General features: G+C 34.8%; 23 protein-coding genes and 1 pseudogene. 8 read left to right on the top strand and 16 right to left on the bottom strand.

Going from position 1 to position 23419, the window contains the following annotated elements:
• Window positions 1–35: 35 nt before the first annotated feature.
• Window positions 36–407 (top strand): hypothetical protein, encoded by a 372-nt coding sequence (locus tag FHY47_RS02370; RefSeq protein WP_148629594.1) that lies wholly within the window; start codon window positions 36–38, stop codon window positions 405–407.
• 38 nt (window positions 408–445) lie between these two features.
• On the top strand, window positions 446–913 hold the full coding sequence (locus FHY47_RS02365) for a hypothetical protein (protein ID WP_139891193.1): 468 nt from the start codon (window positions 446–448) through the stop codon (window positions 911–913).
• A gap of 348 nt (window positions 914–1261) precedes the next feature.
• Here the strand turns inward: FHY47_RS02365 and FHY47_RS02360 are convergent, their stop codons facing one another.
• The 3 genes from FHY47_RS02360 to lepB all read right to left on the bottom strand — a co-directional run bounded on the left by FHY47_RS02360 (window position 1262) and on the right by lepB (window position 2926).
• On the bottom strand, window positions 1262–1741 hold the full coding sequence (locus FHY47_RS02360) for a DinB family protein (protein WP_066100145.1): 480 nt from the start codon (window positions 1739–1741) through the stop codon (window positions 1262–1264).
• Between the two features lie 205 nt (window positions 1742–1946).
• A complete protein-coding gene (locus tag FHY47_RS02355) occupies window positions 1947–2243 on the bottom strand; it encodes a hypothetical protein (RefSeq protein WP_066100150.1) in 297 nt (98 codons plus the stop codon).
• Between the two features lie 152 nt (window positions 2244–2395).
• Window positions 2396–2926: a signal peptidase I gene (lepB, locus tag FHY47_RS02350; RefSeq protein ID WP_066102238.1), complete on the bottom strand. Its 531-nt coding sequence runs from the start codon at window positions 2924–2926 to the stop codon at window positions 2396–2398.
• Window positions 2927–4364: 1438 nt separating this feature from the next.
• Here lepB and FHY47_RS19480 point away from each other — a divergent pair.
• Window positions 4365–4655 (top strand): annotated as a pseudogene (locus FHY47_RS19480) (3D domain-containing protein); the annotation flags it as partial.
• A gap of 1130 nt (window positions 4656–5785) precedes the next feature.
• Here FHY47_RS19480 and gnd read toward each other — a convergent pair.
• Entirely contained in the window at window positions 5786–6682 is an 897-nt protein-coding gene (gene gnd, locus FHY47_RS02340; protein WP_148629593.1) for a phosphogluconate dehydrogenase (NAD(+)-dependent, decarboxylating), read from the bottom strand.
• 203 nt (window positions 6683–6885) lie between these two features.
• Here gnd and FHY47_RS02335 point away from each other — a divergent pair, with 203 nt between their 5' ends.
• Entirely contained in the window at window positions 6886–7080 is a 195-nt protein-coding gene (locus tag FHY47_RS02335; RefSeq protein WP_140461299.1) for a hypothetical protein, read from the top strand.
• Window positions 7081–7156: 76 nt separating this feature from the next.
• Window positions 7157–7642, top strand: a complete 486-nt coding sequence (locus FHY47_RS02330) for a DUF2628 domain-containing protein (protein ID WP_066100164.1) — start codon at window positions 7157–7159, stop codon at window positions 7640–7642.
• 191 nt (window positions 7643–7833) lie between these two features.
• On the opposite strand, the gene FHY47_RS02325 is transcribed toward FHY47_RS02330, so the two are convergent.
• Complete coding sequence (locus FHY47_RS02325; RefSeq protein ID WP_066100167.1) at window positions 7834–9030, bottom strand: S1C family serine protease; 1197 nt, start codon at window positions 9028–9030, stop codon at window positions 7834–7836.
• 533 nt (window positions 9031–9563) lie between these two features.
• Window positions 9564–9797 carry a metal ABC transporter permease gene (locus FHY47_RS02320; RefSeq protein WP_262365954.1) on the bottom strand — a complete coding sequence of 78 codons (234 nt, stop codon included), beginning with the start codon at window positions 9795–9797 and terminating at the stop codon, window positions 9564–9566.
• 320 nt (window positions 9798–10117) lie between these two features.
• Between FHY47_RS02320 and FHY47_RS02315 the strand changes: the two genes are divergently transcribed.
• Entirely contained in the window at window positions 10118–10420 is a 303-nt protein-coding gene (locus tag FHY47_RS02315; RefSeq protein ID WP_066100171.1) for a hypothetical protein, read from the top strand.
• A 62-nt stretch (window positions 10421–10482) separates the two neighbouring features.
• On the opposite strand, the gene FHY47_RS02310 is transcribed toward FHY47_RS02315, so the two are convergent.
• The gene (locus tag FHY47_RS02310) at window positions 10483–11004 is read right to left on the bottom strand and encodes a type 1 glutamine amidotransferase domain-containing protein (RefSeq protein WP_066100172.1); all 522 of its coding nucleotides are present in this window, start codon (window positions 11002–11004) and stop codon (window positions 10483–10485) included.
• 213 nt (window positions 11005–11217) lie between these two features.
• Here FHY47_RS02310 and FHY47_RS02305 point away from each other — a divergent pair, with 213 nt between their 5' ends.
• Together FHY47_RS02305 and FHY47_RS02300 are read left to right on the top strand one after the other, a co-directional pair.
• Window positions 11218–11808, top strand: coding sequence for an FtsB family cell division protein (locus FHY47_RS02305; RefSeq protein WP_066100175.1), 591 nt, complete (start codon window positions 11218–11220; stop codon window positions 11806–11808).
• 225 nt (window positions 11809–12033) lie between these two features.
• Complete coding sequence (locus tag FHY47_RS02300; RefSeq protein ID WP_066100178.1) at window positions 12034–12390, top strand: helix-turn-helix domain-containing protein; 357 nt, start codon at window positions 12034–12036, stop codon at window positions 12388–12390.
• A 39-nt stretch (window positions 12391–12429) separates the two neighbouring features.
• Here the strand turns inward: FHY47_RS02300 and FHY47_RS02295 are convergent, their stop codons facing one another.
• The 9 genes from FHY47_RS02295 to ppc all read right to left on the bottom strand — a co-directional run bounded on the left by FHY47_RS02295 (window position 12430) and on the right by ppc (window position 22959).
• On the bottom strand, window positions 12430–12840 hold the full coding sequence (locus FHY47_RS02295) for a MaoC/PaaZ C-terminal domain-containing protein (protein WP_066100179.1): 411 nt from the start codon (window positions 12838–12840) through the stop codon (window positions 12430–12432).
• A complete protein-coding gene (locus FHY47_RS02290) occupies window positions 12837–13286 on the bottom strand; it encodes a MaoC family dehydratase N-terminal domain-containing protein (RefSeq protein ID WP_066100182.1) in 450 nt (149 codons plus the stop codon). Before FHY47_RS02290 ends, FHY47_RS02295 begins: the two co-directional genes overlap by 4 nt.
• Window positions 13287–13300: 14 nt before the next feature.
• Window positions 13301–14065, bottom strand: a complete 765-nt coding sequence (locus tag FHY47_RS02285) for a beta-ketoacyl-ACP reductase (RefSeq protein WP_066100185.1) — start codon at window positions 14063–14065, stop codon at window positions 13301–13303.
• Between the two features lie 82 nt (window positions 14066–14147).
• Window positions 14148–15326: an acyl-CoA dehydrogenase family protein gene (locus FHY47_RS02280; protein ID WP_148629592.1), complete on the bottom strand. Its 1179-nt coding sequence runs from the start codon at window positions 15324–15326 to the stop codon at window positions 14148–14150.
• A gap of 109 nt (window positions 15327–15435) precedes the next feature.
• Complete coding sequence (locus FHY47_RS02275) at window positions 15436–16326, bottom strand: R2-like ligand-binding oxidase (protein ID WP_066100189.1); 891 nt, start codon at window positions 16324–16326, stop codon at window positions 15436–15438.
• A 24-nt stretch (window positions 16327–16350) separates the two neighbouring features.
• Window positions 16351–17889, bottom strand: coding sequence for a class I adenylate-forming enzyme family protein (locus FHY47_RS02270; protein ID WP_148629591.1), 1539 nt, complete (start codon window positions 17887–17889; stop codon window positions 16351–16353).
• A 739-nt stretch (window positions 17890–18628) separates the two neighbouring features.
• Window positions 18629–18850, bottom strand: a complete 222-nt coding sequence (locus FHY47_RS02265) for a DUF2187 family protein (RefSeq protein WP_066102241.1) — start codon at window positions 18848–18850, stop codon at window positions 18629–18631.
• 378 nt (window positions 18851–19228) lie between these two features.
• Entirely contained in the window at window positions 19229–19690 is a 462-nt protein-coding gene (locus tag FHY47_RS02260; RefSeq protein ID WP_187393414.1) for a competence protein ComK, read from the bottom strand.
• A gap of 518 nt (window positions 19691–20208) precedes the next feature.
• A complete protein-coding gene (gene ppc / locus FHY47_RS02255; RefSeq protein ID WP_139891202.1) occupies window positions 20209–22959 on the bottom strand; it encodes a phosphoenolpyruvate carboxylase in 2751 nt (916 codons plus the stop codon).
• Window positions 22960–23419 lie beyond the last annotated feature (460 nt).

The raw sequence follows: 23419 nt of genomic DNA, 5'->3' as shown, positions 1-23419 counted from the left end.
TTAATAATCCACGAATAGAAGGTGAATCTATGTTTTTGAACGAGTTAGAAAGATACAGAGAAACAGAAATTCTTCAAGCTGCTACTTTTGCCGCCAGTCTTAAACTACAAAAAGAAGAAGCAAAATTGATAGATAATTGGGTGGAATCATTGATCGAAATCAATACAAAGAAAGAAATAGGGAGCAAACAAACGGAGGGTTTTTTTTCGATTTATAATACTCTGCAGGGAGCATCAGATTCTTTAGATAGTAGTTCTTTAAAATATATTTTAGGTCGGCTTCTTAAGATTTACGACTCTATGTGGGGCAATGTTTTTTCATCCGTTATAGATCGTACTACATGGAAGATTAAAGAGTATATAGATGAAGCATTTTCTTTAATAGGTTTGATTATATTTGGAAAATAGAAAAACTAAGTAAATTCTTTCATTCTGCTGATTTTTTTATGCGCAATAAAGCTCTTAAATACCTACTGGACCTAAATGAGATAAGAGGATTCCATCATACTATCAAGGATTTCAAGAAAATTATAGGATTTATAAAACCAGATAATACGGATATCATACATTACCTTGTTCATTACAAAGTAAATAATAATCAGGGGTGCTATCAAATTATAAGCTTCATTTTTAATGATCTCAAAACTAATAGTTACAGGACATTCGAAATTAAAAGAGATTGTATAATTTGGTTAGATAATGCTGTTGGCAGTTCACCAAAAAAGCCTTGGTTGGACAAATTAACAGCTATTCAGAAAGAGCTTAAAGATGAGGAACTACTAAAAATAGCTCGTTGGATTTTGAATCATGGAGATTTCGAAAAGGAACAAAGTACAGGATGGACTGATGGAGTTTATAAAAAATTACAAAAATCTTCATTATGGTATTTGGATATTCGAAGTAATGATATTTAAGGAGGTCAGCCATTTAACAGTACCATTAAAACATTTCCGTTTCTTAAAAAAACATATCCATTGGGAATTGCGAGGCTTTTAGATATATTATATATTACAGTTTCTGATCACTTTATGGATTCCATATGCACTTTAAGTGCACTTCTTCATATTTTTCCAAGAAAATCATTACAAATAATTATTATTTAGAGTTATATAATTTAATTGATTTAGCACAAGGGATATATGGCTACTAATTAAAGAGGAAAACAAATAAATGGAGTTGAATGTTTTTTTATTCTATCATGCATATAAAATAGGGATTCATTCAGCTTTTTTTACTTGTCTTCCTATAAGGATTAAATTATTTTAACTTAATACCTCTTGAGATGTAACAAGCTTTTTCAATGCAAGAATATTCCCCAAATGTATTCCTTCATGAAAAATAGTTCTAACGAGGACTTGTTCCACTGTAAACATTCCAGATTCCGTTACAGAATATTCTTCTTCCAGTCTTTCTCCATATAAATCTCGAATCATAAAAGGCTGTACAGCAAGCAGTCTTTTTAAATAATCAAGTTTAGGAACCTCTCCCCTCCAATCTTCCGGGCTCGTACCATAACCAAACCATTCATTAAAATGATTAGGCAGGATGATTGGTTCCTTTGTCAAATGTTGAATCCACAAATATTGATCCAGGTATACATGTCCCAGGTTCCATCGTATATTATTTCGAAATCCCTCAGGTACAATATTCACCTCATCCTCATTCATCGAATCCACCGCCACTAACAATTCATGCCGATAATCAGCCAATTGCTTAAAGAGTACTTCATGTCTTTTTAACATATTCAACCCTCCTAAATTGTGGTATATCCATTTATTTCGGGCTGTGATTGACAATTCCCTTCCTACTTTGTAACCAATTAGAATAACTATTTAAATGAAGCTAAAAATCAACTAAATTACCATTCCATAGTACGAAACCTCTAAAGATAAGAAATTCAATTCAATCAAAAAAACATCCAATCTTGGTTGGATGTTTTCTTCTTTATCAGGAGGACTTTAGACACTTAAGTATAGTAAGCTGCATCGATATACCGTCTGTTATGATTTTTTTCCGTTCCTTTATCTTGTAATTCATTCCATCAACGATAAAATGTCCATTGCCAGAGTAGGCAACATATTTCCCTTGTTTCTCCAACTCATATTTAATGGCAACTACATATTCATTCGCATTTGGATACGTTTCATTCATCCTGAGTATAATTGTATTTCTCTCATCCCGTTTATATTTAATAAACAATAAAAAAGCAATCATAACAATGAATAAAGTTAATATATACACCACGCAGACTACCTCCGCCTCCATATATTAACTTTATTTTATAACAAAAAATGACAATACACCACATACTTTACTATTATTAAGAAATTCACTTTTTATAAACTATTAATATGTACTTGAAATAGAATTATTTTTCATTGATTTAAGAAGACTCCTCAGTCCAGTTTTCTTAAATCGGTAAATGGATAAAAGACATATTTACCTTGTCCTATAACCTGATCCTGTTTAATTAACCCTAATCCATTGCGACTATCCATACTTACAAGACGATTATCACCCATAACAAAATATTCATTTTCAGGAATAAGAATCGCTTCGAAATCTCCATTTGATTTTTCGCCTTCTTCATGGGTTTCTTGTCGATTTTTATCCAGATATCTTTCCTTTTTCTGAACATCATTAATATAAAGGATATTATTTTTTACTTCAATCTTATCCCCTGCTACACCAATTATTCTCTTAATGAACATTTCACTGTTATCACCCTTAATGATGACAATATCTCCTCTATTATATTTCTTTTCTACTAATGATTTACTGACCAGTATTCTCTCTTGATTGCGGAGAGTAGGTTCCATCGATACTCCTTCCACTTTATACGGAGTAAATAGGAAAGTCCTGATTAACATAATGACAGCAACAATGATCAGAATGGACTTTAACCAGCTAAATGTTTCATTTTTCATATTTCTATCAGGAATCAAATAATTCACCTCATCTTTCTAAAAGGGCTGGAACTCAAGTAATAAAACTTTTCAATCCTCCAAGCATATAAGGCATTATTTAAGTTCTTATGTATCCAGTCAATTCTTTATTACATACTATCCAGATATGGCATCAGTTACTCTCTTTCGTTCCGATATCTGACTAAAAACAATCTCCTCATCTTTATAAGCTCGACATACGGTAATTTAGCGTTTCATTAGCAGATTTCTAACAAATTGTTATCGTGTTTCTTCTATTATATTGATTCTTTCAAGAACTGATTAATTATCTTTTTGACGAATTAAGTCCGTTAACCTAATTTATTTAAAAAAACCTTAGAACTATGTCATATTTTAGGGTATAATAGGAATAGATTATTTTATTACAACAAAAGAATGAAAATCGACCAGCTAATATGCTTCCTTACATACAGGAAAATGAATTTACTAAAGTTTCTTTTAATTACTAATTAGTTATCAACATCCATTCTCTTAAAAACTAAATTTACATCTATTCTTATAACTACGAACTATAATTTTTGATATTTTCATTTTTTACTTTATAGCAATCACACCCATTCATTACCCTTTTCTTCCAATTTTAAGCATTGTTTTTCATAAGTTTAATATTTTTTCTCAGTTTTTTTAATCTCTTTTTTTACCATTAATTCAAAATAATGGATATTTTTGTGACAATTATGACAAAAACTCCTCTATCTAAATTTACTAGAAAAATATATTAATACCATGGTTTTATTAAGTTTTTTTACCTATAGTTTTCTGAATATTCAAATTATTAGATATGTATTTGACATATTCCCGTTATATCAGTAATGAATTTATCATCTCCTCGTTATTACTTCTTTCTCGTAAACCTGATAAGATTGTCACTGTTAGCTCAAAACAAACAATTTTAGGAGGTTCAAACTACATGAAGAAAACTTTGTTATCATTCGTAGCGGTAGCTTCCATCGCCGTTGCTATGGGCGGACCCCAAGCATCTGCCCAAGAAATCACAATCAAAAAAGGTGATACACTATGGGGTATCTCAAATAAATACGACACTTCTGTTGATCATATTAAAGAACTCAATAATTTAGATTCCGATATCATTATTGAGAATACTAAATTGATCGTAAAGGAAGACCAACCAAAAACTTATACCGTTAAAAAAGGTGATAGTCTTTGGAAGATAGCTGTTAAAAATAAAATCTCTATTAATCAGCTAAAAAGTTGGAATAGCTTAAATTCAGAAATTATTCAACCAGGTCAAGTCCTTAATTTGTCTGGTGTAGGCCAACCGGCAAAAAATAATACTGAAGCTGTTCAACAAAAAACAACAACTACATCAACAACTACTAAAACTGAAACAAAAACAGAGACAACAACTACTACTGCAAAGTCTACTGGGCAAAAAGCAGGAAAAACTCTCTCTGTTTCAGCCACAGCTTATACAGCTAGTTGTAACGGTTGTTCTGGCGTCACTGCTACCGGAGTCGATTTAAATGCGAATCCAAATGCTAAAGTAATCGCAGTTGACCCTAGTGTAATTCCATTAGGTTCAAAAGTTTATGTTGAAGGTTATGGATATGCTACTGCTGCTGATACCGGTGGTGCTATTAAAGGGAACAAAATAGATGTTTTCATCCCTACACAAGATGCTGCTCTTAATTGGGGACGTAAACAAGTTAACATTCAAATTTTAAACTAACACATTTCGCTTTAAACGACACCTTCGAGTTTACATCCAGTTCTCGAAGGTGTTTTATATATATTTTTCTTTTTCAATCTACTATTTCTCCTTAAAAACAACTGAAATACATTCTTACTCACCCTGTCTAAACCTACGTACAACACTATAAATATATCAAGAACAATTACAATCAATTAAATTTATTTATGATCTATTCATCCTCATGACTTCTTAAGGGTATCGGGGATTTAAATAGCATGACCTCTTTAAAGTCAGGTTCCGCTCATCTTCCATTTATAATGATAAAGATAGAACTTTGTGATGCTACTGACAAAACAATAAGCCAATCTTTTTTAATCTAATTTTGTTTATTAAAAGCTGTTTCTCGTATTTTTATTGGCTTATTAAATCTTGAAAAATCACATATTTATTTCTTATGAATTATGAATTGAGAATCATCGGTTACTTCAATAAATCATCTATGTCCATTCAATGAACCACTTCCTGTAAAGTAATTCCTATATAGGAATTTAAATAGCTACTCGAATATACTTATTCTACATCTCCAAATCATTATTTATCATTTCTTTAAGTATTATGATTTACTAATTAACTTTGTGGGTCGCTTCTATAAAATGCTGTTTTCTAATAGATTTTGATTTATAAGAAGAATAAAATTACTATTTTGTGGTGCCATTATATATGAAGTTAGCTACTTCAACAAACCAAAAAAGAGTATGTCATAGTGGAAAATAAACATTTTGAGGATGTTTATACAGGGGATTATCTAAAATTATTCGTGATAATGAGACAGGAGTCCTATATTTTCATGATAGCTTTCCAGCTTCCGAATTGACTGTCATGGGCGATAAAGGATGGAAAGCCTTTAATTGATAATAATCTCCCATTCCGCAGTCGGGGACTTAGTTGAATAATCCGTTGTCCGTTTCCTAATGAAGCTGGCTTTTTCACACTTCCATAAATATTTTTCCGTGATAAACTTTATATCTTTGTTAAAAGTATTTGATTCACTCGTTCTTTGGTCGCAAAGAGTTGATCAAATTAGTAACAAATCCCCTATACAAAGAGCATACCTCCATTAACAGGTATGCTTGTTCATTAATCTATTAATCATGTACTACTTGTATTTATTCATTTTTTTCGACTTTATGGCCGCCAAACTCATTTCTTAAAGCAGCTACAACCTTACCGTTAAATGTGTCATTTTCCTGTGAGCGAAAACGCATTAATAGGGCCAATGCCATTACTGGTGTCGAGGCTTGAAGGTCTAAAGCAGTTTCTAGTGCCCATTTTCCTTCACCAGACGAATGCATAACTCCCTTAATTTCTTCCAAACGGGCATCTTTAGCAAAAGCTTGCTCCGTTAATTCCATTAACCAGGAGCGCACAACCGATCCATTATTCCAGACTCTTGCTACTTGTTCATAATCAAAATTAAACTCACTTTTTTCGAGGATTTCAAATCCCTCACCAATAGCTGCCATCATCCCATACTCAATTCCGTTATGAACCATTTTTAAATAATGTCCGCTCCCCGAATCACCTGCATATAAGTACCCATTTGGTACGGAAGTGGCTGCAAATAATGGTTCAATCACTTTCCATGCGTTTTGATCGCCACCAATCATATAACATGCCCCATTTCTTGCTCCTTCCATTCCCCCGGAAGTACCGACATCCATAAAATAGATTCCAGCTTCTTTTAATACCCTGCTTCGTCTCATCGATTCCTTATAATTTGAATTTCCCCCATCTATTAAAATATCTCCAGGACTTAACAGTGGAAAAAGCTCTTCTATAACATTATCAACCACAGTATGTGGTACCATCAGCCATATGACTCTGGGTTGCTCCAGTTTATCCACTATTTCTTTCATATTAGGACTGCCAATGGCACCATATTTTTGAAGGCTCTCAACCGAAGCTGAATTTACATCATAAGCATGCACAATAATTTGGTGGTCTATTAAATTTTTAGCCAAATTCATCCCCATCTTGCCAAGACCAATTAAACCTAACTTCATCAAGTCTCCTCCTTATTAATATCTTTATTAGTTACATACCGTTATTTTCAACAAATAAACCTTTCAATCCTTCACATCTTGCCAAATAGTCTAATACTAAACTTTCGAATTCTTAATTGTGCAGTGAGGTTTCCAATTCTTTGCCTAATCAACAAAAATTGGTTAAAATTCTATATAGATAAATAATAAAGGAGAGTAATAAGATGGCAATTTGCAAAGAATGCTTTGATGGGAATATAGTTGATGAACAACATGAGCAATATGAAAATCTAGATCGTGAGTTAGTTCGCCTTATTGAAGTAAGCCATTTTTCCTATGACGAAGCCTTTAAAAGGGCAACCAGATTATATCCTGCCATAAAGAAATGTCCTGAGTGCAATGGCAATGGCAAAATATAATAGCTTAATAATAAAATTTAGTAGCAGTCATTGATCAACCATCATTCAATCGTGTAAATAAAAATGAGGTATTTTTATGGTTAAATTAGAAGATTCTCAGCAGGAAAAACAAAATATAAAGGTATATATCGGCGATCACTATCATTCATTTTTAAATGAGAATCATAGAATTAAAAGTTGGAATTTTTTCGGTTTAGTCTTCGGGATGTTCTGGCTTGCATATCGAAAAAGATATCTGATTGTCGGTATTTTCATCCTGATTGATATTTTGGTATCTCTTCTATTCCGTAATCACCTGTTTTATTGGTTAGTTTTTGCCGCATTAATGCACCTTTATATAGGCAGAAGCGGTAATCTTTTATATTTAGCCGGTACAAAAAAACATGTTGAACAGATAAGACGTAAACATCCACATCTCGATGAAAAGGAGATGAAACGCTTACTAATAAAAAAAGGGCGAACCAGCTGGTGTTTTATTTTGCCTTTACTTATCTATTTTGTTCTTATTCATACCTATGTGTTTATCGACGATATTAAAATTATAGTAGCCTCATATTTTTAAATGATACTTAACAAAAAATTAGAGTGATTATCCAAATCACTCTAACACTATTGACCTATAAGGTTTTCAATTTAGATCAGACGATTCCTATCCTTCGGCAAATATGTACATTTTTTCCCTCTGTCTATTATAATTAGACCCCAAAATTACTTCAGCGAAAATTCCATAATGGATAACCTTACAGAAGTTGATTATTCTTCGTTCTCCTTTTGTTCTTTTACAGAAATACTTACTGGTTTTTCGTCACTGGGTTCTACTATTAATTGTTCCTCTTGTTTATTGTCTAAAAGATTTCCTTCAATAACATCCTCTTTTTCAGCCTCAGATTGATTATTATATTCCCCATCTACCTCATACCAGTCTTCAGGAATTTCGTAATAAACCCCTGGCTCATCAGTTGTTTCTCCACCTTCAAAATATCCTTCGTCAATTTCTTCATCTTCTTCCTCAAAATGAAAATCACCGGTCTCCGTATAAAACAAGCCTGGTATATCACTCTCCGATAACGGATTTGAAACCCAACCACTGATAAACGAATAAACATCCTTCAGGGGAATGCTAAACCCAATTGATTCATCCTCAATCGATCTCGCTGAATTGATTCCAATTACTTTGCCTGATTTTACAGATACTAATGGACCGCCACTGCTTCCAGGAGATATCCGAGCAGTCATTTGGTAAATATTTTCATATATACGCTCCCCAATATAAAAACTTCGGTTAATGGCTGCAATTGTTCCCAAAGTTGCTGTATTAGTTTTTGCGAGCGGACTCCCCAATGCTATTACTTCCTCACCTATCGAAGCATATTCCTGGGTAGCTAGCCCCAAGGATTGCTGATTCGCCAATTCAGGTATCCTGATAATTGCGACATCATGGATATTCGAATATCCAATGACTTTTCCTGCATAGGATTGACTTGTATAATCGATTGCTGTTATATCAACAGAGCCCTCTACTACATGAGCATTTGTAAGGATATCTCCATGATCATTAATGATAAATCCAGTACCTTGATTATCCTCAGTGAAAATAGTAAAAACTTTTGCAAGTGATTCAGTTATAATCTCAGAAACCTCTTTTTTGGTATCTACTTTTATTTCAGTTGCCGGTTTAGGCGTTGTTTTAATTTCCTCTGCTTGATTCGTTTTTCCATTCTCTTTATGTACCAATTTTATTTCTTTTATGCTTCCATATTCGACCTGCTTATGATTATCCGTTTGATTTGCAGCTAATAAATAGATGCTTGCTGAAAGAATAGCGATGATACTAAAAGAAACCAAGACAACTTTTGATCTCTTTCTTTTTGGTCCATTCTTCAATTTACCACAATGCAAACAGTACTTACTTCGGGTATTTATTTCATTCTGACAATAGCGACATTTCATTCTTTACACCTGCTTCTTCATTGACAGCTAAATGACCATCATCTCTTATACATTATTTCGTCATTCACGCCAGAAAAATGAAGCATGGTCATAAAATATTCTACAATTCAGCGTAGAATAGCCTAATAAGAGCTAAACTGAAAAAGAAAAACGATAGCACACCGTTTACTATAGCTAATCCCTTATGTTTTAAACGTATTTGTTCAATACACGTCACCATAAACATGAATCCTATCGACATATGCAAGTACGGATAAAGCCAAATGCTCTCTTTAACGACAAAAATAAGCTATTACAATTACAAGTGAAGAACTGATGAACTTAAAAACTTTCATAAAAACTCCTTTTATCCTTTTTACCTAAAATCTTCCCTTAGCATGTTACCATACTTTAAACCGCCAGATGAATAAAGAACATAAACAAAACAAGGATTGCTCAATAAACTGCTTCTGTTCAGCTTATTAGACAATCGCTTCATTTACCTTTGAACATTTTAAATAAAATAATTTCTTAATTTTCTATGTTGGAAATTTTTAAACACGATTCCATGGGTAGGTGAGAACAAAAACACGTCCAAAAATCAAGCCAGACACTGCAACCATACAACCGGCAATAGAGACATCTAAAACAACGGCTGTGTAATAACCGAAAACGGAGCTTACCCCAACTATTAAACTGATCATAATCATGACACTCAGGCGCTCTGTTAAAAGATAGGCAGTTGAGGCCGGTATAATCAACATACCTATAACAAGAATAGCGCCCACACTCTCCCCCCTTTAAAAAACACTTATAAACCTTTAAAATATCAATATCACTAAAAAAGTTTTATAAGTGTATCTATTCCATCCCATTCGCTCTCCAAGAACCCTTTTTATTTATAATAATTATAAATAAAAAATATTACAGTTTTGGTCATTTAAAAGAACTTTCTCCATATTAAATTTTAGTTAACAATATCGAAAATCTAGCTATGGTGAAAATTCAGATAAAATTATATAATTAAATCTTATAGGACACCATACACACATGTTTCTTATAAAAAACTCATGTTAAGAGTAGAATAATAAATTAGGAGGGAACTTGTATGAAGGTCATTGTGTATAAAAAAGATATCGATCAATTCCTGGCTGATTTTAAATCTATCTCTTCTTATGATGAAGTTGGTAAGAAGTATTACTTTATCTTTGAAGACCATATTAGAGGTGGCCACTGGACCTTAATGTTTTATGATAAAGAAGGAAAATGGACAGCGCATGGTAAGGGAGAGTTTTATAGCGACATAGATGAATTACAGCTTTCAGGTGATCAATTAAAACTTTTCATTTACAAAAACAGAAAATATATTAATAATGTGATTCGACAATTAAGAGTAGCTATTCCATCTTAAGTCTTAGGATCCACAGACAATATAAAGAAGCCAGTGTTTACATTTAAACACTGGCTTCTTTATTAGTTCTCTAGTACTTTGATAAATTCACGCATGTAATCCGGTAAATCAGGCGGGCGTCGACTTGAAACAATATGTCCGTCTACGATAACCGCTTCATCATACCAGGAAGCTCCTGCATTGACCATATCATCTCGTATTCCAGGTGTACTTGTCACCTTTACTCCCTTTAAAATATCAGCTGATATCAATACCCAGCCTGCATGGCAAATTTGTCCGATTGGTTTTTGCCGTTCATCCATTTTTTGGATAAACTCTAATACTTCTGGAAATCTGCGAAGTTTATCAGGAGCCCAGCCTCCAGGAACTAAAACTGCGTCATAATCATTTGGATTTACTTCTGCAAAGCTATACTCACTTTCTGCGGGTACGCCATACTTGCCAATATACTTGACTTTTGCCTGTTCACCCGCCAAATGAACTATTGCTCCTTCTTCACGCAGTCGATGAATTGGATACCACAATTCGAGGTCCTCAAATTCATGATGTACAAAACTTAGAATCTTCTTATCCTTTAATCTCATAATGTCACTCCCTATCAATCATTTCTTATGTACCTATTCCCTATTCTTATAAAACTATTCTTCGTAATCATATCAACCACTTATGCATTTATTAAATCAATTTTATCAACACACTTTAGCAACTCAAGATAAAACGGAATATTCGCATTTTAGACTACACATCTAGCCTATTTATTTATAAAATTATATTAAAATAACAAGAGGGAGATTCATATGAGAAAATTAAACACAAGAAAAATAGTACTATTATTTGTTTTAGCAGGTTTGTTTAGCCTCGGATTAATCATTCAATATTACTATCAGCATTCTAAAGCTTCCGCTGAGCTGGAACAATTAAATAAAGAAATTAATCTTGCTAAAGAAAACAATAAACAGTTGGAAAGGGAAATCATAAATTTACACAAAGAAATCGAAAAATACGCCGAAGAGGAATCACCTATTACCGATGATGTTGATTCAAATATAAACTCCACAGAAGATAAAATAAACACTGCTGATACAACGAATACGGTTGAAGATGAAACAACCAAACTCTCGTCTGATGAAGAAAACGAAAAACAACAGGGCACTTCTGATCTCGAATCCGCTCAGGATCAGGCTATTAATCTCGTAAAGGATCATATTAATTATACCAATGAATCAAACGTTCATTTCGAAGTCCAAGGGAAGATATCAGGCACTGAGGATTTATCTATACATGTATATGAAGTAGTAGTTGATGAGGGAGAAAGCCAGCATACCGCAACCTGGGGATGGTATGGAGTTAACGTTACAACAGGAAAAGTTTACGAAATTAATGGTTGAGCCATACTGATTGGCAATACTTAAATATGGATTACGGCATTGTTTAGACAACAAGAAGGATAAAAGAGATCATAGGCACAATTTGGGTGATTTCTAATTATGCACGATAAAAAGACATATAAAATGTACTATAAAGAGACATTTTACACCTTATTACTCGCTCATTTGTAACTTTTGTCCTATAATATATATATACAATACGTTTCGTAAAAGGTGGGAGCAACCATGAAATCCTCTTTTGGAAGCAGGTTAAAAGAGTTGCGTAAAGAGAAGCGTTTGTCACAGGAAGAACTAGGAGCTATTATAGGGGTCGCACAATCAACCATGGGATCTTACGAACGGGAAACACGCGAACCAAGTATTGACGGAATATTGGAACTTGCCCATTATTTTGATGTATCTGTCGATTATTTACTGGGTAACTCTAATGAACGAAAAATACCTGAATTAACACAGTTACAAGGATCCTATGACTTGCATAAATTCATGCATGAGAATGAGATTGTGCTATATGGCAGAACCTTAACAGAGGATGAAAAACAGCGTCTGTTAGATATCTCATTAGGCCTCTTCTATCGTTAATCATTTACCGGATACAGGCAGCTTAAAAGCTGCCTGTATTTAACTAGTTTCGTATAAATAATACACTACGGTACCTTTCAGTACCTCCTGCTCTTTTTGATTAATAGCAGAAACGATAAAATGTAACTCATTTTCTAATTTTGTTTCAAGCTTTGCTTTTAATCTTATTGAATCGTTCAAAAAGACCATGTCACGAAAACGAATTGTAAAATCTTTTATAAATCCATCCTCATAATAAGGGGTAAACAGTTTTGACAGATTCCCCATTGTCCACATTCCATGTGCTATAATACCCGGAAGTCCTAATCTTTTTGCTTGCTCCTCATCCTTATGGATAGGATTATGATCCCCAGAAGCATTAGCGTACTCAACCAATGCTTCTTTAGAAACAGGTTCCAATTTTACTTCTTCCAATTCATCACCAGTCTGTATATCAAGCAAACATGTCATGCTTTCAACTCCTTTTGCACAACTTCATTTATAATAATGACAATGGTAGAAGTAAATATCGAGTTTCCTTCTTTATCTTCACCATTGTTTTCAATCCGCAAAATGCCCATTTTTCCGTTACTTCCAGTTCTCTCTTTATAATCTTTTACTTTTGCAAAACAATATACTTCTTCATCTATTAATAAAGGTCTCTCATAATGATAGATTTGCTCTCCATGGATTAGTCCTTTAGATGGCAGCTCCAGACCTTCTAACTCTCCATAATTGAATACTCTTGGATATGTTGGTGGAGCGATATTCTCACCGTATCTTGATTTCTTGCCATATTCCCGATCAACATATATAGGATGCTCATCTCCAATTGCTTTGGCAAATTGTTTAACACGTTCTCTGTCAACTCTATTTAACACTCGATTTGATCTCTTGCCTACTGCTTGAGCAAACATTCATCTCACCTCAATTAATTTTTAGGTCCACCTGCCACATATAAAACCTGTCCGTTTACAAACGAAGACTTTTCATCAGCAAAAAATAAAACAGCGTTAGCAATATCTTCAGGTTTACCACTGCGTCCAACAGGAATGATTGAAACATTTGCTTCAATTAACTGTTCAAATGGTATACCGACTCGAGCAGCTGTCTCCTTTGTCATATCTGTTTCAATAAATCCAGGTGCCACTGAATTAGCCGTAATACCAAACCCACCCAGTTCAATAGCCAAGGTTTTAGTAAACCCCTGCAAACCGGCCTTTGCTGCAGAATAATTCACTTGCCCTCTGTTCCCAAGCGCTGAGGTGGAGGAGATATTAATAATGCGCCCATACTTTTGCTGGACCATATATTTTTGCGCTGCTCTAGTCATATTAAAGGAGCCCTTCAAGTGAACATCCATTACCAATTGCCAATCTGTATCTGTCATTTTAAAAATCAGGTTATCTCGGATGACTCCTGCATTATTAACCAGAATATCAATAGCGCCATAGTGTTCATATACTTCCTTTACAGCTTTCTCCACTTCCTCTGATGAAGTAACATCTGCAACACGAGTCATACAATCAAATTCTTTCTGTTTAAATTGTTCCGCAGTCGCTTGCAGTGCTTCTTCATTTACATCAAAAAGCGCTACCTTAGCACCTTGTACGGCCAAATTTTCTGCAATTGCTTTACCTATCCCTCTACTTCCTCCGGTAATAATGGCCACTCTATTTTCAAATCTCCCAGTCATGCTACGTTCACATCCCTTTCAAATAAGATAAACTTTAATTATTTCTACAAAAACCATAAAATTCCTTTTATTAGGAGTTGATTCAGCTAAATTCTCCTATTTTAACATGACCTTTTATAAGATTACGGGCGATGATCATTCGCTGGATTTCGTCAGTTCCATCATAAATTCTCCAAAGTCTTGCTTCACGGTACCAACGCTCAATCGGTAATTCTCTCGTATAACCCATACCACCATGAATTTGTAAAACCCGATCGACCACCCGATTTCCCATATTGGCCCCATACAATTTTGCAATCGACGCTACATGCCGGTTATCTTCCCCATGATCAAGAGTAAATGCAGCATTTAAGATAAGCCACCTCGCTGCTTCAATCTCAACCGCAGAATCAGCTATCTGCCATTGAATGGCTTGTCGCTCGGCAATTGGTTTACCGAATGTGATACGCTCCTTTGCATAATCAATTGCCATTTGCAATAATCGCTCAGCCGCACCAACAGCGCGCGCTCCTACAATCCATCTTGCAAAGCCAATCCATTCAAGCCCTAAATTATATCCTTTATGCAATTCACCTAAGATATTTTCCTCAGGAACTCGAACATTATCAAACACTAATCCGGCTGGACCTCCTTCCCCCATCGTTTGGATAAACTCAGAACGCCATCCCATATCACGGTCTACGATAAAACAGGTTACTCCTTCACGACCTCTTGATTCGATGTGCTGTTGTTTATCGGTAATTGCCATGGCCATAACAAAGTCAGCATCATTTCCTCCCGTAATAAAGGTCTTCTCTCCATTAAGGACCCATTCTGAGCCATTCTTTACAGCTGTCATTTTTATATTTTGCGTATCCGAGCCTGCACCTGGTTCTGTCATGGCGAAACAGGATTTCTTGTCACCGTTTATTGTAGGGATCAAGTATTTTTTCTTTTGTTCATCATTTGCATAGTACAGAATATTGTCCGCTGAACCGCCAAAGGTGAAAGGGACAAACGTTTTGGCTACCTCAATAGCTACAATAGCCATCATCATCTGACCTAAGTCAGCGCCGCCATATTCTTCAGGTGTGTTAATGCCCCAAAATCCAGCTTCCTTCGCTTTTAATTGTAATTCCTTAAGCTTACCCGGAGAGAGGCTTGGTTTCCCTTCTCGTTCATTTCGTAACACTTCATTTTCTAATGGCATTAATTCCTTTTCCACAAATCTACGAATTGTTTTTTGAACCATTTTTTGTTCATCAGTTAAACGTAAATACATACTAATCCCCCTATCATTTAAATACTAACCAGTCGGTATGTTTTATTTACAGATGCTCTATAGAGCACCTGAATAGATTTACTAGATTTATAGAGTCGAGTGTTCTTACTTAAATCATGCCAACTTCGCTTTCAGAAGTTCTATAGATCTCTTCAATTTTCTTTCCTCTCGCCCTTGATAGAATATCCATTCTAATTTGAAGCTGCTTCATGGAAAAGTTAACAACCTCTTCAGGGCTTGTCCCAAATGCCTCTATATCCGCATCTGTTAATCCCTCTTCCACAATTGTTAGAGCCATCGGCGTTAACTCCGCCATCCGTTTCATGACAACATCATCATATATATGAGGATGCTCACAAATCAAACGCTGAAGCAAGTAAGTACCATAGCCGATATGGCGAGATTCATCCCTCTTCAAATTGCCAATTCCCTCAAGCAATCCTGGCATTAAATTTGATTTTTCCAGCGATTGATAAAATGAAAAATATCCCGTTTCAGCAAGTACCCCTTCTACAAACATGTTATATACAGTGGAGGCATCCGCAATCGCCTCAGGTGATTGATCTGTAAGCAGGCGATCCATTGCATTTGGTAAAATGACTTGAAATACTTGCTTATACGTATCTGTTAATAAAGGATTTAACTCACCCTTTTCTCCAATTGCGTCCAAGACGGCTCTAAAAAATTCAGTATGCTTTGCTTCTTCAAACAGGAAGGTAGTCAGGAACATTTCCTCTTCAATCCGTCCCTCCTTGGCAATTGCCATCATAAGCGGTAATAAATCAAGTGTGACAGCTTCTTCTCCTGCCTGAAATTGTGAAAGAAGACGAAGAATGCTATGCCTTTGTCCCGGTGTTGCCTGCTTCCAATCCGTAGCATCCTTTGTAAAATCGATATCAGCTGGATTCCATGTCCCCACCCTTTTTGCTTTTTGATACAAACGATATGGAAATGAATCTACCAAGAGGCCTCTTGACGTAGCTGTAATGGTTTCTCTCATATTTATAAACTCCCTTCATTAAAATTATTTATAGTCCCTCTCTATTATTCTCTCGGATGCGGCAGTTCGGAGATGAGTCTTCAGAATTTTCCCTACACCATTCCGCGGTAGTGCATCAAAAAATAATATTTTTCTTGGCGTTTTATTTTTTGCAAGATGTTCCTGGCAATATGCAATTATTTCCTCTTCCTGGATATCTTTTTTTGATTCCCTGACAATGCATGCTACCAACTCTTCACCCATACTGGCATCTGGTATTCCAATGACAGCCACTTCAGATACCGCATGATGCTGACTTAATATCTCCTCTACATCACGTGGATAAATATTGAACCCTCCACGGATAACTAAATCTTTTTTTCGGTCGACAATATATAAATAACCATCTTCGTCGATACGTCCTAAATCTCCCGTATGCAACCAACCGTCTATTAATACGTTGTTTGTTTCGCTTTCATTGTGAAAATAACCGGGTGTCACATTTTCTCCCTTCACCACCACTTCTCCAATCTCACCGGTTGGCAGCTCCAAAGCCAATCCATCCACAATTTTAATTTGTACCCCCGGTATAGGAAATCCAACAGATCCGGGTCTAACCGGCTGACCCTTTTTATGAGCTGTAACAATAGGTGAGGCCTCAGATAATCCATAACCTTCATAAACCTTTGCCCCAAACCTTTCTTCAAATGCTGCCAGCAAGGCAGTGGGTAATGGCGCAGAACCTGAACTTATAGATTCCAAGCTTTGAAGATCGTATTGATTATAATCAGGATACGAGACCAAGGCATGAATCATGGCAGGAACACTGGCAAACGATTTAATTCTGTGCTTTTCTATTGCTGCTAATGTTTTTGCAGGGTCAAACCTGGAGAAGATAACAATTGAACTTCCCACTATGTAACATGTATTTGATATGGTTAACCCATACACATGAGCTAGCGGAAGAATTCCGAGTGTCGTTCCTCTCTCTGTATTAGCATGTTTGGCAGAGTTAACCGCATTTGAATAGAGGTTTGAATGAGTCAGCATAACTCCCTTTGGGTTACCTGTAGTACCTGAGGTATAGAGAATAACAGCAGTATCTTTTGAATCGATATCTATAGAAAATCGCTTGTCCAAATTCTCATTGGAATCCATATATTCATATATATTAATCGCAGTACTGGAAGTATCATCATCTGTAATAATTACGGTTGGTTTTATGTTTAATAAATCAATCGCTTGTTGGATATGATCGAGTATGATTTTAGAGGTGATAATTAGTTTGGATCCGCAATTTGCGGCAATATAGGCAATTTCTTTTGGATGGAGTGAAAACATAACAGGTACAATGATAGCACCGGCTCTTGTTATCCCTTGATACGCAATTAATACTTCAGGCATATTTGGCATAATGACAAGGATTCTGTCTCCTGGCTGAATCCCTCTATTTCTAAATCCATTGGCCAATCGATTGGCATATCTCCTTGTCTCTACATTTGTAAATTGCTTGTTTCCATAGAATAAAAAAGAGTACTCATCGAATTTTTCGATATTCGAATCAAGCAATTGTGATAGCTTCACTTTTTCTCCTCCAATTCGCGGAATTTTTCACAAAAAAAATAAATTCTCATGTCTCCAGCTTGAAGCTTCCTATAAGGACCTACCAATTAAAACTACCAATTATATCAAACTGAACACTGCTAATCTTGAAGTGTTATTCCTATTTAAAACGCTACGATACCTCAGAGGATTCATAAATTTACCAAAGGATTTTCAATGTAGCAGTTAACCATTCTCTTGCATATTAGAAACAAAGAAAGATTACGGTACTACTTTACCTTTTTATCTAAAGACTCCAGGACGTAAATAAAAGAATAAACAAAGCCTATTAAACACCCCTTTTGCATGTAAACGTTTTCAAATAAAATTTTAAAAAACTGTCGATACAAACAAAGCTATCTTTTTTCAGATGATTAATTCCACTATGCTTCTTACAATATGTTCTTTACACGACCTTTAAATTCCTACCTATAATTTTAAATATTCAGAAAAATTATTATGATAATTTGTTGGGGGAATAAATTTTTTTTGTTGTGGGAATAACCAGCTTTTTATACAGATTGATAGACCAAGTCACTGGTTACAAGAAGAATGAACAGATAAAGGCACTCAGCATAAAAATCTGAACTAAGAAAGTTAGATAAGCAGCTAACTTTTATGTACAGTTCATAAACCGAGTGCTTTTATCTATATATGAATATTTCAGATTATTAAATCTATTTCATTCAGTTTAAGTGCTAGTTTTATAGACAGATACAGGTTACATGGATGATGATCTAACTACTTTGTAATTATTATGGCGCACGACCGTTCTCGGTGTTTCATAACAAAAATGCTCTGCTACTTCTTCATCTATTTCAACAATACATGATAACTCCCTAACAATTGATACTTTTCCTAAAATAGAAAGACCACGTCGCTCAAATTCAACGATATCTCCCACTTTACCTTTATCCTCTATAGCAAGTTCATTTAGTAGCATATTATCCACTTCTTTTCCTCCTCATCAGACTAATATATAAATTTTTATGCATAATTTAGTAATTAATTCAACAAATCAGTGTAATTTGTGACCATTTACATAGAATTTAACACAAATAGTATTAAGAATCAATTGAGTTTTCAAAAAAAAGAGTCTATTTTCTCATTTTGTTTTCTAAAATAACTACTATTCTGATTATTTACTATTTATATCTTAAATAGATAGAAGTAGCAGTACGTCTGTCGCTTTGCACTTAAAACCTAACAAAAAAGAATCCAGTCTAGTGCTGAATTCTTTTAATCTAAACTTTTAGAATATCATTTTTCAAAATTACGAAACTTTCTATTAAACAGCCTTCATGATTTCAAAGAAAGATCATTAAGTGAGACTGAACTTTTCTATTTTATCTTTTAGCTTTAATGCGTTATTATATCGTTTCATTAGTATGGATGCTTTACAATTAATGTTTATAGTTGTTTGATTGGAAAGGTATACGTAACACTCACTACTATCAATCGGGTCGCATCCTCGATAGTGATCTAGTGCTATCCAAGCACATTCTACATCACGACAAGAATGAGTCGGAAACATATAAATACTATGTTGGCCGCTAATCTGCAGAGGCAAAATATAACTTCCTCCCAGATATGATTTTGAACTGTTTTTTGCCCCTTGATAATCAGCACCATAGCCAATGATACTGTCTTTTAAAATAGCAAGCGGAGATTTCTCCACCATATAAAAAGTATCCTGAAAATATAACTGAGTATACAAATAACCTTCCACAAAAACGGGTATTAAAACCTTTGTATCTATCCTAATATATGGTCTGTTTTCCACTATCATATACTCCACCCTTTTTGAATTATATTTGCTTTCTATTCAATAATGGGTATACTACTATTATGTTGGTGTACCCAGCAACAGACTATTGGGCCCGGTCCCCCAGACTGCAGGCCCAATTTCTTATATCCTCTTAATCTCCTTTCCTGGAAATAGATAGGATTTTTATCCTATCCTTAAATAATTATATGACAACCGACATTCTTCTCCAAATCTTTCCTATATCATTTTTTATAAGCGTCTTTACCTTAAAATCTATCGTTTATTTACATCCTTAGGTTTTTATATTATAATAATATATTTTGAAATTGGTATTATAGCAAAATCATAATAAATAAGCAGTTTTTACCGTATAATTTTCATGTTTCCCGTAGGAAAACCTTTAAATTCGGAGAAAATTTACCTGTAAAATTTAATTTTTAATTTTTCACAATAAATTCAAATAAATGCTTTTACGCATTTCAAGAAAATAAAAAGAAGGATGACTCTACTGTCATCCTCCCTACCTTAATCAATCATCCTGTATTACGAAGACCTGCGGCTATACCATTAATCGTATGTAATACCTGAACAACTAATTGGGTATCCACTTCCTTTAAACTTCTTAGTTCTTTAATTAAGTGAACTTGAATGAAATTCAATGGGTCCACATAAGGATTTCGAAGACGAACTGAATCCTTAATATTCGGTGTTTGATCAAGTAATTCTTCATCTCCAGTTATCTCAAGCAGAACTGATTTGGTTTTGTTGTACTCTTCCACTATATCCTCAAATATCCGATCTCCAATTAAAGGATCTTCAACCAAATCAGCATATTCTTTCGCTGTTTTAAGATCTGCTTTCATTAATGCCATTTGCAAATTATCAATTGTGGATCTAAAGAATGGCCAATCCTGATACATCTCTTTCAATGTCTCTATATTGCCTTTTTCTTTATATGCGTATGTTGCTAGACCAGTACCGGAAGCATACCAAGCAGGAAATAACTGTCTGCTTTGTGTCCAGGCAAACACCCAGGGAATAGCTCGTAAATTTTCAAACTTATCACTGTTTTTACGAGCCATCGGTCTGGAACCAATATTCAGTTCACCAATTTCTTTTAGAGGTGTAGCTTGGTTAAAGTAAGTTAAAAAACCTTCATCCTTAAATACAAGTGACTGATATTTTTCATAAGAGATATCAGAGATACTTTCCATGGCGCGTACCCAGCTATCATCCCTTAAATGGCCTTGTTCAGAAGATTTCGAAACATTAGCAGCCGTTTCCAGAAGCGTTGACGTTGCTTGCTCTAAGGAACGATATGCGATGTCTTCTATTAAATAACGAGACGATAATACCTCTCCTTGCTCTGTTATTTTCACCCCGTCTCCCAGTGTTTCGAGCGGCTGAGAGAGAAGACTTCTGCTCAAAGGCCCGCCACCACGGCCAAGAGAACCACCACGGCCGTGAAAGAATTTTGTTGAAATATCATATTCCTTTGCCAATTCATGCAGTTCTATCTGTGCTTTATAAAGCTTCCAATTGGCGGTCAGAGTCCCCCCATCCTTACTGCCATCCGAATACCCCAGCATAATTTCCTGCTGGTTTTTCAGCTTTCTTAGATGCTCACGATAAACTGGCAGGTCAAACAATGCTTTTAAAATAGCAGGTCCGTTTGACAAATCTTCTATTGTTTCTAGTAATGGAGCTACATTCAAATCACTTTCAACTGTACCATCTGCATGAAGCTTATATAATCCCGCTTCTTTGGCCAATAATAAAACTTCCAGCAAATCACTTGCCGAACGTGTCATACTGACGATATAGACCCTAATGGATGCTTTTCCAAATTCTTTATGGGCCTTTTTGATTAATTTAAATACCGTAATAATTTCCTGCGTTTCCTTGGTATATTCTTCATTGTCTAGCAATAGCGGCCTTGGATCCATCAACAATTTTTCCAGCAGCTTTTCTTTTTCAGGCTCAGTCAAATTTGCATAACTGTCTGTAATCTTAATTTTCCTTAGGATTTCATCAATGGCACCTGCATGCTCATCACTATGATTTCGAATATCCAATGTTCCAAGGTGGAAGCCAAACAACTGAACCTGTCTAATTAATTTATGTAAAAGCTTTAACTGATGCCCTTTTGGATGATGCGTATCTATACTTTCTTTAATCATCAGTAGATCCTCAAGCAGTTCTTCCGATGTTTGATACCCTCGTTCATCATTAGCCACCATGCGGACACGTTCAACCATAATAGCCAATTTACGACGGTACGCTTCATTTTTGACAGGCCATTTTTTATCGTCGTTTATATATTTTGATTCTCCCAATTCTATCGATCTCATTATCTCATCACCAACTCTAATTTGGACTGTTGAGTGAGATAAACGTTTCATTAATTCAATTAAAGCCTTTTCATATTTTTTGAGAACTAATGCTCTGTGTCTATTTAGAGTTTCCCATGTAACAGCTGGGGTTACATACGGATTTCCATCCCGATCCCCTCCAATCCATGAACCGAATCGAAGAAAATTTGGCACATTCCAGATTTCACCGCTGTAATGTTCAGTCAATTTGTCTTCTACTTCCTGATGTATTTCGGGTATGACATCAAAGAAAATCTTATCAAAATAATACAATCCATTTCTGACTTCATCAATGACTGTTGGTTTCCTGTCCCTTAATTCATCAGAATGCCATAAAGTAGTAATCTCATTATAGAGGTCTTCTTTAATTTCCTTATATTCATTTTCGGTTAACATAGGATTATTAAGCGTTTTAAGGAGAAGTAATAATCTCTTTTGGATTTCTAATATAGACCGTTTAGCCGCCTCTGTAGGATGGGCAGTAATAATCAATTCCAGTGATATTCGTTCAAGAACATGCTGTATAATTTCACCACTAATATTTTTATCCTTCATAGATTGGATGGCTTTTTCAATTGAACCAGGCTGCTCATCGGAATTGTTCAGTTGATATTCACGCTTTCGTCGAATACGATGATTTTGTTCAGCTGCATTTATTAAGTGAAAATAAACGGAAAAAGCCTTAATAACTTGCATTCTTGTCTCTGGGCTAAGCATTTCTATTTCCTTTTTTAATGTATGATACGTCTCATCTTCCACGTGTAAACGAAGAGATTTACACATTGTACGAATCTTTTCAACGGTATTAAAAAGCTCTTGTCCACCCTGATAGATGAGAACCTCTCCTAGTATATTGCCTAGCAATTTTACTTCCTTGCGCAACGGCTGATTCGTATCCTGTTTTGTGACCACTCAAAAATCCCTCCCACTCTCTAACCAATAAATACTTCAAATATTTCGAGTATTTCTATTAATTATATATAACTATCTAAATAAATGACATTATTTAACTCAATTTCATTGTTTTATTGATAACCATGTATAAAGTGACATATCTCTTTCGCTTTTTAAAAAGGATTATTCCATTGTTGTAAAAGTCATTATAATCAAATAAAATAACTGTATTTATCAGGATTCCTTTGTAAATCCAATGCAGTATTCCTTTGTTCAAAAGCGGAAAATTTAATTAGTCCAGATACTCTGGTTGCAGCATTCATATATATATCAACATGTATAATATGTATCTAAGGCAAACTACATAGAGCAATTAAACTCCGAACTGTTACCCGATAAGACACACACCTGCAAGCATGTATATTGTCATGCCCTATTTGAAAATGTATACTTTGAACATACAACCAGATAGACCAGG

Source organism: Bacillus sp. E214 (assembly GCF_008087365.1).
In the GTDB taxonomy this organism is placed as follows: domain Bacteria; phylum Bacillota; class Bacilli; order Bacillales; family Pradoshiaceae; genus Pradoshia.
This window is presented reverse-complemented; position numbering and strand designations above follow the sequence as displayed.